This window comes from Streptomyces sp. DSM 40750 (assembly GCF_024612035.1).
GTDB lineage: Bacteria > Actinomycetota > Actinomycetes > Streptomycetales > Streptomycetaceae > Streptomyces.
Genome location: NZ_CP102513.1, coordinates 3,264,511 through 3,279,438, shown reverse-complemented (window position 1 = coordinate 3,279,438; position 14,928 = coordinate 3,264,511). Strand labels below are relative to the sequence as shown.

Here is a 14,928-nt window from a genome sequence, read left to right as displayed (position 1 = left end):
GGGACCGCCCCGGGGATCACCCGAGGGTGAACACGACCAGCGCCGCTGTCGCAGCGGTCTCCGCCAGCCCGCCGAACACATCGCCGGTCACCCCGCCGAACCGCCGCGTGCAGTGCCGCAGCAGCGACTCGGCGGCACCACAGGCGAGGACGACCGCGAGCACCGTACGGCCGATGTCGTACGGCCCGAAGAACGCGCCCGCGCCCGCCGCCGCGCATCCGACCAGGCCGGCCACGAGCAGTGCGCTCCGTACCGGCACCGCACCCGCCACCGCCGCCCCCAGCCCCTCGGGCCGGGCGGCGGGTACGCCCGCGCGCGCGGCCAGCGTCAGGGCCAGCCGGGCGGCGGTCGCGGAGACGGCCGCCGCGAGCGCGCCCAGCGCCCAGGACTCCCCGTACGCCTCGGTGAGCGCGGCGACCTGGGCCAGCAGCACCAGGACGAGGGTGATGACGCCGAACGGCCCGATGTCCGACTGCTTCATGATCCGCAGAGCGTCCTCGGCGGGCTTGCCGCTGCCGAGCCCGTCGGCGGTGTCGGCCAGCCCGTCCAGGTGCAGGCCGCGCGTGAGGACGGCCGGTACGGCGACGGAGGCCACGGCGGCGAGCAACGGACCGGCGCCCAGGACGAGGAGAAGACCGCCGAGTGCGGCCGAGACCAGGCCGACGACCAGCCCGGCGACGGGCGCGCACAGCATCCCTACGCGCGCGGCCTCCCGGTCCCAGCGGTTCACCGTCACCGGCAGCACGGTCAGGGTGCCGAAGGCGAAACGGAGGCCGTCGGAGAGTGCGGGCCCGGCCGCCGGGGTCGTGGGCTCGGAAGCCGTGGGCTCGGGGGGCGTGGGCTCGGGGGTCGTGGACACCGGCGCAGGCTACCCGGCCGGTCTGGCGGCGCCCAGGGGCAGTGGTGGATAAAGTTCGCATATGGGTCACTGGTGGGAGCGGAACATCATCGAGCCGGGCAAACTGCCGCTACTCCTCGCACTCACCGCGTTCGTACTGACGTTCTTAATCACCCGTGTCGTCACCCGTCTGATCCGGGCGGGCAAGGGCCCGTTCCGCAACATCAGCGGCAGCGGCGGCGTACACATCCACCACGTCGTCCCCGGTGTCGTCCTGACCGTCGTCGGCGGCTTCGGCGGGGTGGCCAGTGACGGACACGGCCTCGGCGCGCTGATCTCCGCCGTGCTGTTCGGCATGGGTGTGGGCCTGGTGCTGGACGAGTTCGCGCTGATCCTCCATCTCGACGACGTGTACTGGACCGAGGCGGGCCGCAAGAGCGTCGAGGTGGTCGTGCTGACGGCCGCCCTGGTGGGCCTGATGCTGATCGGCTTCCTCCCCTTCGGCGTCAACGACCTCAGCGACGACGAACTCCAGGACCGGGGCGCCGTCATGGTCAGCATCGGCACGAACTTCCTCATCTCGCTGATCGCCCTCAGCAAGGGCAAGGTCCGGACGGCGATCTTCGGCGTGATCATCCCGTTCATCGCCGTCATCGGCGCCATCCGCCTGGCCCGGCCCACCTCCGTCTGGGCCCGCCGCTTCTACCGCCGCCGCCCGCGCGCCCGCGCCCGGGCCTGGCGGCGCGCCTACCGCCACGACCGCCGCTGGGCGGGCCCCAGCCGCCGCCTTCAGGACTGGATCGGCGGCACCCCGGACGCGGAGTTGGCGCCCGGTGCCGGTCCGTCAGGCCCCGCCGGTCCGCCCGGTCCCGCCGATCCGTCAGACCCAGCCGGTTCATCCGGTGCGTCCGATCAGGCGGGGCGCCGCTGACGTACGGCCACGCCCCCGTACACCACCAGCACCGTCACGATCGCCGCCAGATGCTCCCTTGCCGCCCGCCAGGTCCTCCTTCACCAGCACCTCGACGACCATCGCCTCGACGACCGCGCCCGCCGTGACGTACGCCCGGTGGCGCAACCCCACGAACACGGCGAGCCCGACCACGGCCGCCGACGGCCCTGAACCATGGCTCGGGTGGAGCAGGGGCATGACGACGCCCGTCGCGACCGGCCACCGCAGATACGGCGTGCAGACGTCCGCTGTGTCGTGCCCGCCTACCCCGTGAGCGTGCTGTCCTCGTTTGTCGCTCGCTCGGTGAGCCGGTCCTCATCTGTTCGCAGCCGCAGCGGCGCGCAGCCGCAGCGGCGGCGTGGTCCGGCGGTGCCGAACCGGCCCTACGTGACGCACCCGCACTGCTCCTAGGTCGCGTCGTACTCCTCGGCGAGGATCTTCTCCTCGGCCGCGTCCTCGGCGGGGGCCTTCTCCGGCTCCGCCGGCTCCCGCTCCGGCAGCTCCGCCGCCAATGCCGCAGCGGCCTGCACCAGTGGCAGGGCCAGCAGCGCCCCGGCTCCCTCCCCGACCTTCACCCCATGGTCGAGCAGCGGCTCGATGGCCATCCGGTCCAGTGCCTTGGCCTGGGCCGGCTCCCCGCTGTTCTGCCCCGCGAGCCACCAGTCGGGCGCCCGGAAGGCGACCCGCTGGGCGACCAGCGCACACGCCGCCGACACCACCCCGTCGAGAATCACCGGCATCTTCCGCACCGCGCTCTGCAACAGGAACCCGGTCATGGCGGCGAGATCCGCCCCGCCCACGGTCGCGAGCAACTGCAACTGGTCCCCGAGCACCGGCCGGGCCCGCCGCAGGGCGTCCCGTACGGCCGCGCACTTCCGCATCCACGCCAGGTCGTCGATCGCCCGGCCACCCCGCCCGGTGACGACGGACGCGTCGGTCCCGCACAGCCCGGCCACGAGGACGGCCGCCGCCGTGGTCCCGCCGACGCTCACATCGCCGAGGACGACGAGGTCGGTCCCGGAGTCCGCCTCCTCGTCCGCGAGGGCGACGCCCACCCTAAACGCGGCCTCCGCCTCCTCCGCCGTCAGCGCGTCCTCCACGTCGATACGCCCGGACCCGCGCCGCACCCGGTGCCGTACGACCTCCGCGGGCAGCGCGTCCGGGTCGCAGTCGAGCGCGAGGTCCACCACGCGTACGGGTACGTCGAGCCGCCGGGCCAGCACCGCCACCGGGCTGCTGCCGTCGAGAACGGCCCGCACCAACTGGTCCGCGGTGCCCGCGGCCCGCGCGGAGACGCCGAGTTCGGCGATGCCGTGGTCGCCCGCGAACAGCACCACACGGGCCTGGCTGATCGGCCGCACGGGCACGGCCGACTGCGCCGCCGCGAGCCACTCACCCAGGTCGTCGAGGCGGCCCAGCGCCCCGGGCGGCACGATCTGCCTCTCCCGGCGCGCCTCGGCGTCGCGGCGCACCCCACCGTCGGGGCGCTCGATCAGATCGGTGAAGTCGTCGAGATTAAGCGAGCTCATTCGCCGAACAGTACCGGCAGCGATCGAACACGACCGTGCCACACCGTGACCCCGCGACGCACGAACGCCCGACCACGCCACCGGCACGTCATTGCACCCCGGATCGCGATCACCTCCGTACCTTTTTGAGGCGAATGTCCGCACGCCCTCCGCCCTGTCGCGTCCGTCGTCCCCAGGAGCCGCCATGTCCCCCACCCCGCAGCCGGACCCCGGCCAACTCGCCCCGGGCGTCGATCCCTTCCACGAGCCGCGCCGGGACGACTGTCCGTGGTGCGGCTCGCGGCAGTTGCGTACGCGGGTGCGTACGCCGGAAAGGAGGCCGGGTACGCCGGGCACGTTGGTGGTCGACGAGTGCCGGGACTGCTCCCACGCCTTCCAGAACCCCCGGCCCACACGGGACGGGCTGCTGCTCCGCCGTCACCAGTACCCCACCGAGGGCAACGTCCGCTCGAACCTCGCCGGGCGCCTGCGCCGGCGGCACCACCGGGTCGCCGCCCGCGCGCTGCTGCCGTATCCCGAACCGGAGAGCTGGCTCGACGTCGGCACCGGCCTCGGCCACTTCCCGGAGGCCGCGCGCGAGATCCACCCGTACACCGCCTTCGACGGCCTCGACCCGACCGCTCGCGTCGAACAGGCACGGGCGGCCGGGCGCATCGAGGAGGCACATCAGGGCCTGCTCACCGACCCGGAGATCGCCGCGCGGCTACGCGGCCGCTACGACGTGGTCAGCATGTTCCACCACCTGCAACACACCGCCGACCCTCGCGAGGAACTCCGCGTCGCCCGCACCGTCCTGCGCCCCGGCGGCCTCCTCCTCGTCGAAGTCCCGGCCCCCGCCCGCCCGTTCGGCACGCTGCCCGGCAGACGATCATGGCCGCGGCGGCCCTCCGACCGCCCACGCCCCCTCCATCTCATGCCCCTGCGCAATCTGCTCGCCGAACTGGACTCCCTGGGCTACGAGGTCCTGGTCACCCGCGCCTGCGCCCCCCTCCCACCCCGCGCACACCGGATCATCGCGCGCCGGAAGGCGCAACAAACCGCCCCCTCAATCCGTCGAGCCCCGTCGGCCGCCCCACCAGCGTCCTCGGCCGACCCGTCATCACCCCCGCCCGACCCCTCCGCCCCTTCGGAGCCCTCGCCCGACCCCTCTGCCCCTTCGGAGCCCCGGCCCGCTTCCTCGGCCGACTCCTCCGCCCCCTCCACTCCACCGGCCGCCTCCTGCACCGCACCGGCCGATCCCTCAGCCCCGTAGGGACAGGGCCTGCCCCGCCACCACCAGCAGGACGTGCTCGCACTCCGCCGCGAAGGCCGCGTTCAGGCGGCCGAGTTCGTCGCGGTAGCGGCGGCCGGAGGCGGTGGCCGGCACGATGCCGGAGCCGACCTCGTTGGAGACGGCGACCACCGTGCGGTGCGTGTGCCGTACGGCGTCGGTCAGTTCCGTGACCCGCGCCCGGAGCGCGCGCTCCCCGCCCCCGGCCCAGTCCGCGTCGTCCCACGCCCCCACCGAGTCCATCGCGTCCGTCAGCCACAGGGACAGACAGTCGACGAGCAGCGGAGCCCCGTCGTCGTCCTTCAACAGCGGTACGAGGTCGCAGGTCTCGACCGTGCGCCAGGAGCCGGGCCGTCGCTCCCGATGGGCGGCGACCCGCGCGGCCCACTCCCCGTCCCCGCTCCGCGTCCCGCCCGTCGCCACATACAGCACGTCCGGGAACGCCTCCAGCCGCCGCTCGGCCTCCACCGACTTCCCGGACCGCGCCCCGCCGAGCACGAGCGTGCGGCGCGGTACATCGGGCACGTTCTCGTAGGCGCCCACCGCGAGCGTCGTCCCGTCCCGCACGGCGCGCGCGCCCGCCGCCGCGAGCCGGCGCAGCAACTCGGCGCCCGGGGGCACGTCGTGGTCGATGTGCACGGCGACGACATCGGTTGTCGGCCCGACGGCCCCCACCGCCCGCAGCCGCGCCAGGGCGTCCGGCCGCCCCAGCACATCGGCGAGCACCATGTCGTACGGCTCCACCGACTGCTCCTCCACGCCGGCGGGCGCGCCCCCCGGCGGCAGATACAGCAACCGCTGCCCGCCCGGCCCGGTCACCGCGTACCCGGTCCCCGGGGAGTCCAGCGCCAGCGCCCGCACCCGGTGCCCGGTCAGCAGCGCCAGTTCCCGCCCGTCCGGCACCCGCCCCGGCTGTGGCAGCCCCGCCGGCACCTCCACGGCGGGCCCGTAGTGCGGATGCGACAGCAGCACCTGCCGTACGCCGGCCAACGAGCGCCCGGCGCGCGCGGCCGCGAGGGCGGCGCCCGGAGTGAGGTCGAGCAGCAGCGTGCCTTCCACGAGCAGCGCGGTCGCCCCGCGCGCGGCATCACCGAGCGCGGCCGCACACGCCGCGCACGGACAGTCGGGGCGGGGAAGCCCCGCGGGGGCGCCGGTGCCGAGCAATGTCAGTTCCACGCCTCCGATTTTCCCGTGTCTCCATGAACACCCGCAGGTCTTGCGCGTCCGACTAGGCTCGGGGGGAACCGGATCTTGCTCGGTACTGTGTGTGCGGTGCCGGGCCGGTACTTACGGAGGCTCACATGGCGGCATGGACGTGGCGGTTCGAGAAGGCCGACGGGGCGGAGGTCCAGCCCGCGGTCCAGCCCGAGGAGTTCACGACCCAGGGGGACGCCGAGTCGTGGATCGGAGAACACTGGAAGGCGCTCCTGGAAGGCGGCGCCGACCAGGTGAGGCTCTTCGAGGACACCACGGAGATCTACGGCCCGATGAGCCTGCACGCGCAGGACGCGTAGCCGCTCCGCGGGGGGCGGGATTCCAGCACGGGGCTCCGCCCCGAACCCGCGCGAGAGCTCGGGGGTGGGGTGCGTTGGCGGGTGCGGGTGGTGTGTGGTTGCTCGCGCAGTTCCCCGCGCCCCTCAAAAAGCAGGGGCTGCGCCCCGTGCCTTTTGCTTTTAGGGGCGCGGGGAACTGCGCGACCAGCCCCCACCCACCCGCACCCGAACAAACAACCCACCCGACCACCTCGGGGTCGAAGGGGCAGCGCCCCTGGGGATGGGAATGGGTAGGGGCGGCGGGGGCGGGAAAACTCAGCCCCGCACGCCGCACAGGTGCAGCAACGCCGCGACCTGCCGATAAGGATCCGTCCGCCCGGCCCGCTCCTCCGCCGCGAGGAGCACCTCCAGGTCCTCCTGCCCGGCAGGCACCCCAGCGTCATCCGCGGCCAGATCCGTGAACACCCGCACCCCGTACCACGCGTGCAACGGCGCCCCGATCCCCGCCAGGGTGTCCGTGAGCGCCCCCAGCCGATCCGCCCGCACATCGAGCCCCAGCCGATTCCGGTACGCGGTGGTGTCGAAGGCGGCCAGCGCCCCCGCCCAGTCCCCGGCCAGCCCCGGCCGCATGGCGAGCGCGTCGGCGTTCCGTACGAGCAGGGACAACAGCCCCCCGGGCGCCAGCATCCGAGCCAGCCCGGCCAGCAGTGCGTCGGGCTCCTCGACGTGCATCAGCACGCCGTGACACAGCACCACGTCGAAACTGCCCGGCAGGAAGTGCACACCCGTGTCATGCCCGTCGCCCTCGACGATCCGCACCCGCCCCCGGATGCCCTCGGGCTCGGCGGCGAGCGCCTCCCGGGCCACGGCGATCAGCCTCGCCTCGCGTTCGATCCCGGTCACCGCGTGCCCGGCCCGTGCGAGCCGCAGCGCCTGCGTGCCCTGGCCCATGCCCACGTCGAGCACCCGGAGCCGCTGCCCGACCGGGAAGCGTCCGACTATCTGCTCGTCCACCTGGCGGGAGACCAGCTCCTGTCGTACGACCTCACGCAGTGTGCCCAGCCGGTTCAGCCAGGCCTCCGCGGCACCGCCGGAGAAAGTGGTCGTGCTCAGGGCCGCTCTCCGCGCTTGACCTGCGGCTTCGGCAGCCGGAGGCGACGCATCTGCAGGGTGCGCATCAGGGCGTAGGCCACGGCGCCCTTCTTGCTCGCGTCGGGGAAGCGCTCGTTCAGCTGCTTCTTCAGACGGAAGCCGAGACTGATCGAGTCGACCACGATCAGGACGATCACGAAGAGCCACAGCAGCAGCGCGATGTTCTGCAGCGACGCCACCCGCACCATGCTCAGCACGAGGATGATCACGGCCAGCGGCAGGAAGAACTCCGCGATGTGGAACCGTGAGTCCACGAAGTCACGGGCGAACTTGCGCACCGGACCCTTGTCCCGCGCGGGCAGATAGCGCTCGTCGCCGGTCGCCAGCGCCTGGCGCTGCTTCTCCAGCACGGCACGGCGCTCGTCGCGGGAGCGCTTGGCGGCCTCCTTGCGCGTCGTGGGCGTGTTGGCCACGCTGCGGCGCTGGGTCTGGGCCTCACTCCGCTTGGGAGTGGGCCGCCCCTTGGGGGCCTGCGGGTCACGGGTCTGCTTGGAGTCGGTCACCGGCGCCTTGTCGGCCACCGGCCCCTTCTCGCTCTTGTCGCGGCTTCGGAACACAAAACCCAAGGGTACGGGGTGCCGGGGCATGGACCCCAGCCGAGTGGGGAACGATCCGGCAACACCCGGCGTCTGTGCTGGAGACAGAGCAGGGGCGAAGGTGGCCGGGGAAACCCGAAAAGCCGGAAAAGCGGGGGGTGCGGTGACGGTTCGTCCGTAGGGGGCGCTGAGGTGTTCCGGGGGTCGGCCCGTATCTGACCCCGGGAGACATCTACTCCCTACGCCGGAGCGGTGCCGTACACAGTCGTCCTTGGGGATGAGCGCATCAGCCCCCGAACAGTGCGGTAATAGAGGCAGGGCCCGTACTGTGGGTTCTGTTGCAAACCTGTGAGCTGGAGTCCGTCAGAAGGGGGCGCGCGAAGCCCATGAGCGGTGTCATGAAGCGTATGGGGATGATCTTCCGCGCGAAGGCGAACAAGGCCCTTGACCGGGCCGAGGACCCGCGCGAAACCCTCGATTACTCGTACCAGAAGCAGCTGGAGCTGCTCCAGAAGGTGCGCCGGGGCGTGGCGGACGTCGCCACCTCCCGCAAGCGCCTGGAGCTCCAGCTCAACCAGCTCCAGTCCCAGTCCTCGAAGCTGGAGGACCAGGGCCGCAAGGCGCTCGCGCTGGGGCGTGAGGACCTGGCCCGCGAGGCGCTCTCCCGGCGCGCCGCGCTCCAGCAGCAGGTGACGGACCTGGAGACGCAGCACTCCACCCTCCAGGGCGAGGAGGAGAAGCTCACGCTCGCCGCCCAGCGCCTGCAGGCCAAGGTCGACGCCTTCCGTACGAAGAAGGAGACGATCAAGGCCACCTACACCGCCGCCCAGGCCCAGACCCGTATCGGTGAGGCCTTCTCCGGCATCTCCGAGGAGATGGGCGACGTCGGCCTCGCCATCCAGCGCGCCGAGGACAAGACCGCGCAGCTCCAGGCCCGCGCCGGCGCCATCGACGAGCTCCTCGCCTCCGGTGCCCTCGACGACCAGTCCGGCATGCACAAGGACGACATCCAGGCCGAGCTGGACCGCCTCTCCGGCGGTACGGACGTCGAGCTGGAGCTCCAGCGCATGAAGGCGGAGCTGGCGGGCGGCTCGTCCGCACAGCAGCAGGCCATCGAGGGCGGCACGGGCCAGCCGGCTTCCCAGCAGCAGTCCCAGCAGCAGGACACCCCCCGCTTCGACAAGCAGTAGACACGCGCCATCGGCACGGATATCCGGGTCCCACGCCTGAGGAGGGCGACATGATCGTACGGATCATGGGGGAGGGGCAGGTGAGGCTGGACGATGTCCACTTCGCCGAGTTGAACAAGCTGGACGACGTACTCCTGGCGGAAATGGAGGTCGGCGACGGCCCGGGCTTCCGCCACACCCTCCACGCCCTCCTGGACAAGGTCCGAGAACTGGGCACCCCCCTCCCCGACGACTCCCTGGAGCCGTCGGAACTGATCCTCCCCGCGCCGGACGCGACGCTGGAGGAGGTCAGGGAGATGCTGAGCGACGACGGACTGATCCCGGGCTGATGGGTCGAGGGGCCCACGCCCTGCGACAGGGCTGCGGGGAACCGCGCGACCGGCCACACTCGGCGACCACTCGGCCGCCTCGCCCGACGACCCCCTCACCCGAGTTCTCCCGCGAGGGCGCAGCCCCGGGCGGGGTCCGGGGCGGAGCCCGGCGGCGGCGTCGGCACCCCCGGGTACTGTCAGCCCCCGTTCCCCCACCTGCAAAAACCCCGTACGGTACACATCCGTGAGCACCTTCCAGCGGGCCAGGACCTGGCTGACGGCGCACCCCATCGCGCTGGACGCGGCCCTCGCCCTGGGCGTCCTCGTCGCGATGGTGGCGGGCTCGTTCATCGACCCGCACGCCGAGCACGGGGGCAGATGGGGCGCCCGCACCCCCGACGGGCTCAGCATCGCGCTCATGGTGCCGGCCGCCGCCGTCCTGGTGGCCCGCCGCCGCGCCCCCATGCTCGTACTGGCCGCCACCTCCGCCCTCACCCTCACCGAGCTGGTGACCGGCGATCCCCGCGCCCCCGTCGCGATGTCCGCCGTGGTCGCCCTCTACACGGTCGCCTCCACCACCGACCGCCCCACCACCTGGCGGGTCGGCCTGCTCACGATGACCGTGCTGACCGCGACGGCCATGCTCGTCGGCCCCCTTCCCTGGTACGACCAGGAGAACATCGGCATCTTCGCCTGGACCGGCATGGCCGCCACGGCCGGCGACGCCGTACGCAGCCGCCGCGCCTTCGTGCACGCGATACGGGAACGCGCCGAACGGGCGGAGCGCAGCCGCGAGGAGGAGGCCCGCCGCCGGGTCGCCGAGGAACGCCTCCGGATCGCCCGCGACCTGCACGATGTCGTCGCCCACCACATCGCCCTCGTCAACGTCCAGGCCGGAGTCGCCGCCCACGTCATGGACAAGCGGCCCGACCAGGCCAAGGAAGCCCTCGCCCACGTCCGCGAGGCCAGCCGCTCCGCGCTCAACGAACTCCGCGCCACGGTCGGTCTGCTCCGTCAGTCCGGTGACCCCGAGGCCCCCACCGAACCCGCCCCCGGCCTGGTCCGGCTCGACGAACTCGTCGGCACCTTCCACAGCGCGGGCCTCGCGGTCGAGGTGGCCCGCGCCGACCAGGGCGTGCCGCTCCCGGCCGCTGTCGACCTCGCCGCGTACCGCGTCATTCAGGAAGCCCTCACCAATGTGCACAAGCACGCGGGCAAGGAGGCGAAGGCCGAGGTCAGCGTCGTATGCGTCGGCCCGAACGTGGAGATCACCGTCCTCGACAACGGCACCGGACCCGACGGGAAGGACGAGGAGGGCCATGGCGGCGGCCACGGCCTCCTCGGTATGCGTGAACGCGTCGCCGCGCTCGGCGGCGCCCTCACCACCGGGCCCCGCTACGGCGGCGGCTTCCGCGTCCATGCGATCCTGCCGCTCAAGAGCCGAACGACCGTCACCGAAGAAGCCCTACGACTGTGAGCCGTACCATCGCGGCACACCGGCGAGCCGCCGTACGACCATGCCGCGGCCGACGGACCGTACGACCGTGACCAGCGCCCCGGGGGACCCCGTATGACGATCCGTGTCCTGCTCGCCGACGACCAGGCTCTGCTGCGCAGCGCGTTCCGGGTGCTCGTCGATTCGGAGCCGGACATGGAGGTCGTGGGGGAGGCGTCGGACGGGGCGGAGGCGGTGCGGCTCGCGAAGGAGGAGCGGGCGGACGTCGTGCTGATGGACATCCGGATGCCCGGCACGGACGGGCTGGCCGCCACCCGCATGATCAGCGCCGATCCGACGCTCGCCCACGTCCGGGTCGTCATCCTCACCACCTTCGAGGTCGACGACTACGTCGTGCAGTCGCTGCGCGCCGGCGCCTCCGGCTTCCTCGGCAAGGGCTCGGAGCCGGACGAACTGCTCAACGCGATCCGGGTGGCCGCAGGCGGCGAGGCGCTGCTGTCGCCCACCGCGACCAAGGGCCTGATCGCCCGCTTTCTCGCCCAGCCGGACGACTCCGGCGGTGACGCCGCCCGCTCCGAGCGGCTCGCCACGCTGACCGGCCGCGAGCGCGAGGTGCTCGTGCAGGTCGCCGGAGGGCTCTCCAACGACGAGATCGCCGAGCGTCTGGAGGTCAGCCCGCTGACCGTGAAGACACACGTCAACCGGGCCATGGCGAAGCTCGGCGCCCGCGACCGGGCCCAACTGGTGGTCTTCGCGTACGAGTCGGGCCTGGTACGCCCAAGGGTGGAGTGAGAGCCGCCGGGGACTACTCCACTCGGAGTATGCGAGGCATAAGGAAATGGCCCTGGGGAGCGAGGGAACAGGGGTCCCCCATGGCCCAGGGTATGAGGTGAGCGCTCACATCTGCGTCACACAGGCGACACATGAGGCACCCATGCCGCATGTGGCACACGGGCGTTCGTCCTCCGCTCATGCCACAGAAGAGAGACCCTGACCCATGTCCTGGCTGTCTCGGTTCAGCCTCGCACAACGGGCCCTCGTCGGTCTGATGTCGATCATCGCGCTCGTCTTCGGGGCGATCGCGATACCCCAGCTCAAGCAGCAGTTGCTGCCCACCATCGAACTACCCATGGTGTCCGTGCTCGCGCCCTACCAGGGCGCCTCCCCGGACGTGGTCGAGAAGCAGGTCGTCGAGCCCATCGAGGACAGCCTCGAAGCCGTCGACGGCATCACGGGCGTCACCTCCACCGCCAGCGAGGGCAACGCCCTGATCATGGCGTCCTTCGACTACGGACCCGGCACCGACCAGCTCGTCGCCGACGTCCAGCAGGCCGTCAACCGGGTCCGGGCGCAGCTCCCGGACGACGTGGACCCGCAGGTGATCGCGGGCTCGACCGACGACATGCCCACCGTCGTCCTCGCCGTCGCCTCCGACCAGGACCAGCAGGCCCTGGCCGACGAGCTCGACCGGACGGTCGTGCCGACCCTGGAAGGCATCGACGGCGTCGGCCAGGTCACCGTCGACGGTGTACGGGATCTCCAGGTCACCGTCACCCCCGACGACGCGAAGCTGGCGAAGGCGGGCCTGACCACGATGGCCCTCTCCCAGGCCCTCCAGGCCGGTGGGGTCACCGTCCCCGCGGGCTCCTTCGACGAGGACGGCGCCAACCGCACGGTCCAGGTCGGCGGCGGCTACACCTCGCTGAAGCAGATCGAGGACCTGATGGTGCGGGGCGAGGGCGCGAAGAAGCCCGTACGCCTCGCCGATGTCGCCGCGGTCAAGGAGGAGCAGGCCAAGGCCGACTCCATCACCCGCACGAACGGTGAGCCGAGCCTCGCGGTCATGGTCACCATGGACCGCAACGGCAGCGCCGTCGCCATCTCCGAGGCCGTCGAGGACGAACTGCCGGCCATGCGCCGGGACCTGGGCTCCGGCGCCACCGTCACCGTGGTCAGCGACCAGGGCCCGGCGGTCTCCAAGTCCATCGACGGACTGACCACCGAGGGCGCGCTGGGTCTGCTCTTCGCGGTCCTGGTCATCCTGGTCTTCCTGGCGTCGATCCGCTCGACCCTCGTCACCGCGGTGTCCATCCCGCTGTCGGTGGTCCTGGCACTGATCGTCCTGTGGACCCGCGACCTCTCCCTCAACATGCTGACGCTCGGCGCGCTGACCATCGCGATCGGCCGGGTCGTCGACGACTCGATCGTCGTCCTGGAGAACATCAAGCGCCACCTCGGCTACGGCGAGGAGCGCGAGGAGGCGATCCTCAAGGCGGTCCGCGAGGTCGCCGGCGCGGTCACCTCGTCCACCCTGACGACGGTCGCGGTCTTCCTCCCGATCGGCCTGACCGGCGGCATGGTCGGCGAGCTGTTCGGCAGCTTCTCGCTGACCGTGACGGCGGCCCTGCTGGCCTCCCTGCTGGTCTCGCTGACCGTGGTCCCGGTGCTGTCGTACTGGTTCCTGCGCGCCCCCAAGGGCACGCCCGAGGACGCCGAGGAGGCGCGCCGGAAGGCCGAGGAGAAGGAGGCGAAGAGCCGTCTCCAGCGCTTCTACGTCCCCGTTCTGCGCTTCGCCACGCGACGCAGGCTGACCAGCGTGGCCATCGCGGTCGCCGTCCTGCTCGGCACGTTCGGCATGGCCCCGCTGCTGAAGACGAACTTCTTCGACCCGGGCGACCAGGAAGTGCTCAGCCTCAAGCAGGAGCTGAAGCCCGGCACCAGCCTCGCGGCGACGGACGAGCAGACGAAGAAGGTCGAGAAGCTGCTCGCCGACACCAAGGGCGTCAAGGACTACCAGGTCACCATCGGCTCCTCCGGCTTCCTGGCCGCGTTCGGCGGCGGCACCGACTCCAACCAGGCGTCGTACAGCGTCATGCTGGACGACTCGGCCACCGCCGCGGACGTCCAGGACACGATCGAGAAGGGTCTCGCCGGGCTCTCCGGGATCGGTACGACGACCGTCGCGGTCGGCGACGCCTTCGGCAGCCAGGACCTCAGCGTGGTCGTGAAGGCCGCCGACGCCGATGTCCTGCGCAAGACGGCCGAGCAGGTCCGCGACGCGGTCTCGACCATGGACAACGTCACGGACGTCACCAGCGACCTCTCCCAGAGCGTGCCCCGCATCTCGGTCAGGGCCACCGACAAGGCGGCCGCGGCCGGCTTCGACGACCAGACCCTCGGCGCGGCCGTCGCCCAGGCCGTACGCGGTACGACCAGCGGCCGTGCCATCCTCGACGACACCGAGCGGGACGTCGTCATCAAGTCGGCGAACCCCGCCGAGACGCTCCAGGAACTGCGGGACCTGCCGCTGGGCGCGGTGAAGCTGGGCGACATCGCGGACGTCGAGCTGGTGGACGGCCCGGTCTCCATGACCCGGATCGACGGCCAGCGGGCCGCGACGATCACGGCGAAGCCCAAGGGTGACAACACCGGCGCGGTCAGCACCGACCTCACCGCCAAGCTGAACGCCCTCAAGCTCCCCGAGGGCGCCACCGCCGACATCGGCGGCGTCTCCGAGGACCAGGACGAGGCCTTCGCCTCGCTGGGTCTGGCGATGCTCGCGGCGATCGCGATCGTCTTCATGCTGCTGGTCGCGACCTTCCGGTCCCTGATCCAGCCGCTGATCCTGCTGGTCTCGATCCCGTTCGCGGCCACGGGCGCGATCGGCCTTCTGATCATCACCGGCACGCCCATGGGTGTCCCCGCGATGATCGGCATGCTGATGCTCATCGGCATCGTCGTCACCAACGCGATCGTGCTGATCGACCTGATCAACCAGTACCGCCGCCAGGGCTACGGCACGGTGGAGGCGGTCATCGAAGGCGGCCGCCACCGTCTCCGTCCCATCCTGATGACGGCGCTGGCGACGATCTTCGCGCTGCTGCCCATGGCCCTCGGCGTCACGGGCGAGGGCGGCTTCATCGCCCAGCCGCTGGCCGTGGTCGTCATCGGCGGCCTGATCACCTCGACGCTGCTGACCCTCCTCCTGGTCCCGACCCTCTACACGATGGTCGAGATCCGCAAGGAGCGCCGAGCGAAGAAGAAGGCCCTGAAGCGGGCGGGTACGCCGGCTGAGCCGACGGAGTCGGAGACGCCGGAACCGGCGGGGGTCTAGCGAGTACCCGCGCCCCTTCAGGGGCGCGGGGAACCGCACGACCAGCCCCCACCGGGGCGACAGAAAAGGCGACAAAAAAAAGGGGGT

Annotated in this window: 14 protein-coding genes; 8 read left to right on the top strand and 6 right to left on the bottom strand. The window is 72.1% G+C overall.

Annotated features, from left to right (window positions below; all coding sequences use genetic code 11):
* Positions 1 to 16 precede the first annotated feature (16 nt).
* Positions 17 to 859, bottom strand: a complete 843-nt coding sequence (locus tag JIX55_RS14635; protein WP_443046419.1) for an adenosylcobinamide-GDP ribazoletransferase — start codon at positions 857 to 859, stop codon at positions 17 to 19.
* A 61-nt stretch (positions 860 to 920) separates the two neighbouring features.
* Between JIX55_RS14635 and JIX55_RS14630 the strand changes: the two genes are divergently transcribed.
* Positions 921 to 1,769: a hypothetical protein gene (locus tag JIX55_RS14630; protein WP_257563748.1), complete on the top strand. Its 849-nt coding sequence runs from the start codon at positions 921 to 923 to the stop codon at positions 1,767 to 1,769.
* On the opposite strand, the gene JIX55_RS14625 is transcribed toward JIX55_RS14630, so the two are convergent.
* Positions 1,734 to 1,988, bottom strand: a complete 255-nt coding sequence (locus tag JIX55_RS14625; RefSeq protein WP_443046418.1) for a hypothetical protein — start codon at positions 1,986 to 1,988, stop codon at positions 1,734 to 1,736. The genes JIX55_RS14630 and JIX55_RS14625 overlap by 36 nt on opposite strands.
* Before the next feature lie 209 nt (positions 1,989 to 2,197).
* Entirely contained in the window at positions 2,198 to 3,319 is a 1,122-nt protein-coding gene (gene cobT / locus JIX55_RS14620) for a nicotinate-nucleotide--dimethylbenzimidazole phosphoribosyltransferase (protein WP_257563747.1), read from the bottom strand.
* Positions 3,320 to 3,503: 184 nt separating this feature from the next.
* Here cobT and JIX55_RS14615 point away from each other — a divergent pair, with 184 nt between their 5' ends.
* Positions 3,504 to 4,571, top strand: a complete 1,068-nt coding sequence (locus JIX55_RS14615) for a class I SAM-dependent methyltransferase (RefSeq protein WP_257563746.1) — start codon at positions 3,504 to 3,506, stop codon at positions 4,569 to 4,571.
* Here the strand turns inward: JIX55_RS14615 and JIX55_RS14610 are convergent.
* Positions 4,560 to 5,765 (bottom strand): bifunctional adenosylcobinamide kinase/adenosylcobinamide-phosphate guanylyltransferase, encoded by a 1,206-nt coding sequence (locus JIX55_RS14610; protein WP_257563745.1) that lies wholly within the window; start codon positions 5,763 to 5,765, stop codon positions 4,560 to 4,562. The genes JIX55_RS14615 and JIX55_RS14610 overlap by 12 nt on opposite strands.
* 125 nt (positions 5,766 to 5,890) lie before the next feature.
* On the opposite strand from JIX55_RS14610, the gene JIX55_RS14605 reads away from it, so the two are divergent.
* Positions 5,891 to 6,103 carry a hypothetical protein gene (locus tag JIX55_RS14605; RefSeq protein WP_257563744.1) on the top strand — a complete coding sequence of 71 codons (213 nt, stop codon included), beginning with the start codon at positions 5,891 to 5,893 and terminating at the stop codon, positions 6,101 to 6,103.
* Between the two features lie 294 nt (positions 6,104 to 6,397).
* On the opposite strand, the gene JIX55_RS14600 is transcribed toward JIX55_RS14605, so the two are convergent.
* Together JIX55_RS14600 and JIX55_RS14595 are read right to left on the bottom strand one after the other, a co-directional pair.
* Positions 6,398 to 7,033 (bottom strand): class I SAM-dependent methyltransferase, encoded by a 636-nt coding sequence (locus JIX55_RS14600; RefSeq protein ID WP_257569330.1) that lies wholly within the window; start codon positions 7,031 to 7,033, stop codon positions 6,398 to 6,400.
* 158 nt (positions 7,034 to 7,191) lie between these two features.
* On the bottom strand, positions 7,192 to 7,821 hold the full coding sequence (locus JIX55_RS14595; protein ID WP_257563743.1) for a DUF3043 domain-containing protein: 630 nt from the start codon (positions 7,819 to 7,821) through the stop codon (positions 7,192 to 7,194).
* A 347-nt stretch (positions 7,822 to 8,168) separates the two neighbouring features.
* Between JIX55_RS14595 and JIX55_RS14590 the strand changes: the two genes are divergently transcribed.
* From JIX55_RS14590 to JIX55_RS14570, 5 genes are all read left to right on the top strand, one after another.
* On the top strand, positions 8,169 to 8,960 hold the full coding sequence (locus JIX55_RS14590; RefSeq protein ID WP_257563742.1) for a PspA/IM30 family protein: 792 nt from the start codon (positions 8,169 to 8,171) through the stop codon (positions 8,958 to 8,960).
* A gap of 50 nt (positions 8,961 to 9,010) precedes the next feature.
* On the top strand, positions 9,011 to 9,289 hold the full coding sequence (gene pspAA / locus JIX55_RS14585) for a PspA-associated protein PspAA (RefSeq protein WP_257563741.1): 279 nt from the start codon (positions 9,011 to 9,013) through the stop codon (positions 9,287 to 9,289).
* 226 nt (positions 9,290 to 9,515) lie between these two features.
* A complete protein-coding gene (locus JIX55_RS14580; RefSeq protein ID WP_257563740.1) occupies positions 9,516 to 10,748 on the top strand; it encodes a sensor histidine kinase in 1,233 nt (410 codons plus the stop codon).
* 93 nt (positions 10,749 to 10,841) lie between these two features.
* On the top strand, positions 10,842 to 11,519 hold the full coding sequence (locus JIX55_RS14575; protein ID WP_257563739.1) for a response regulator: 678 nt from the start codon (positions 10,842 to 10,844) through the stop codon (positions 11,517 to 11,519).
* A 205-nt stretch (positions 11,520 to 11,724) separates the two neighbouring features.
* On the top strand, positions 11,725 to 14,841 hold the full coding sequence (locus tag JIX55_RS14570) for an efflux RND transporter permease subunit (RefSeq protein WP_257563738.1): 3,117 nt from the start codon (positions 11,725 to 11,727) through the stop codon (positions 14,839 to 14,841).
* The last annotated feature ends 87 nt before the right edge of the window (positions 14,842 to 14,928 follow it).

Excerpts from the sequence above, each read along its gene's own strand:
- JIX55_RS14630 (WP_257563748.1), top strand. The coding sequence starts at position 921 with ATGGGTCACTGGTGGGAGCGGAACATCATCGAGCCGGGCAAACTGCCG.
- JIX55_RS14625 (WP_443046418.1), bottom strand. The coding sequence starts at position 1,988 with ATGCCCCTGCTCCACCCGAGCCATGGTTCAGGGCCGTCGGCGGCCGTG.
- cobT (WP_257563747.1), bottom strand. The coding sequence starts at position 3,319 with ATGAGCTCGCTTAATCTCGACGACTTCACCGATCTGATCGAGCGCCCC.
- JIX55_RS14615 (WP_257563746.1), top strand. The coding sequence starts at position 3,504 with ATGTCCCCCACCCCGCAGCCGGACCCCGGCCAACTCGCCCCGGGCGTC.
- JIX55_RS14605 (WP_257563744.1), top strand. The coding sequence starts at position 5,891 with ATGGCGGCATGGACGTGGCGGTTCGAGAAGGCCGACGGGGCGGAGGTC.
- JIX55_RS14600 (WP_257569330.1), bottom strand. The coding sequence starts at position 7,033 with ATGGGCCAGGGCACGCAGGCGCTGCGGCTCGCACGGGCCGGGCACGCG.
- JIX55_RS14595 (WP_257563743.1), bottom strand. The coding sequence starts at position 7,821 with ATGCCCCGGCACCCCGTACCCTTGGGTTTTGTGTTCCGAAGCCGCGAC.
- JIX55_RS14590 (WP_257563742.1), top strand. The coding sequence starts at position 8,169 with ATGAAGCGTATGGGGATGATCTTCCGCGCGAAGGCGAACAAGGCCCTT.
- pspAA (WP_257563741.1), top strand. The coding sequence starts at position 9,011 with ATGATCGTACGGATCATGGGGGAGGGGCAGGTGAGGCTGGACGATGTC.
- JIX55_RS14575 (WP_257563739.1), top strand. The coding sequence starts at position 10,842 with ATGACGATCCGTGTCCTGCTCGCCGACGACCAGGCTCTGCTGCGCAGC.
- JIX55_RS14570 (WP_257563738.1), top strand. The coding sequence starts at position 11,725 with ATGTCCTGGCTGTCTCGGTTCAGCCTCGCACAACGGGCCCTCGTCGGT.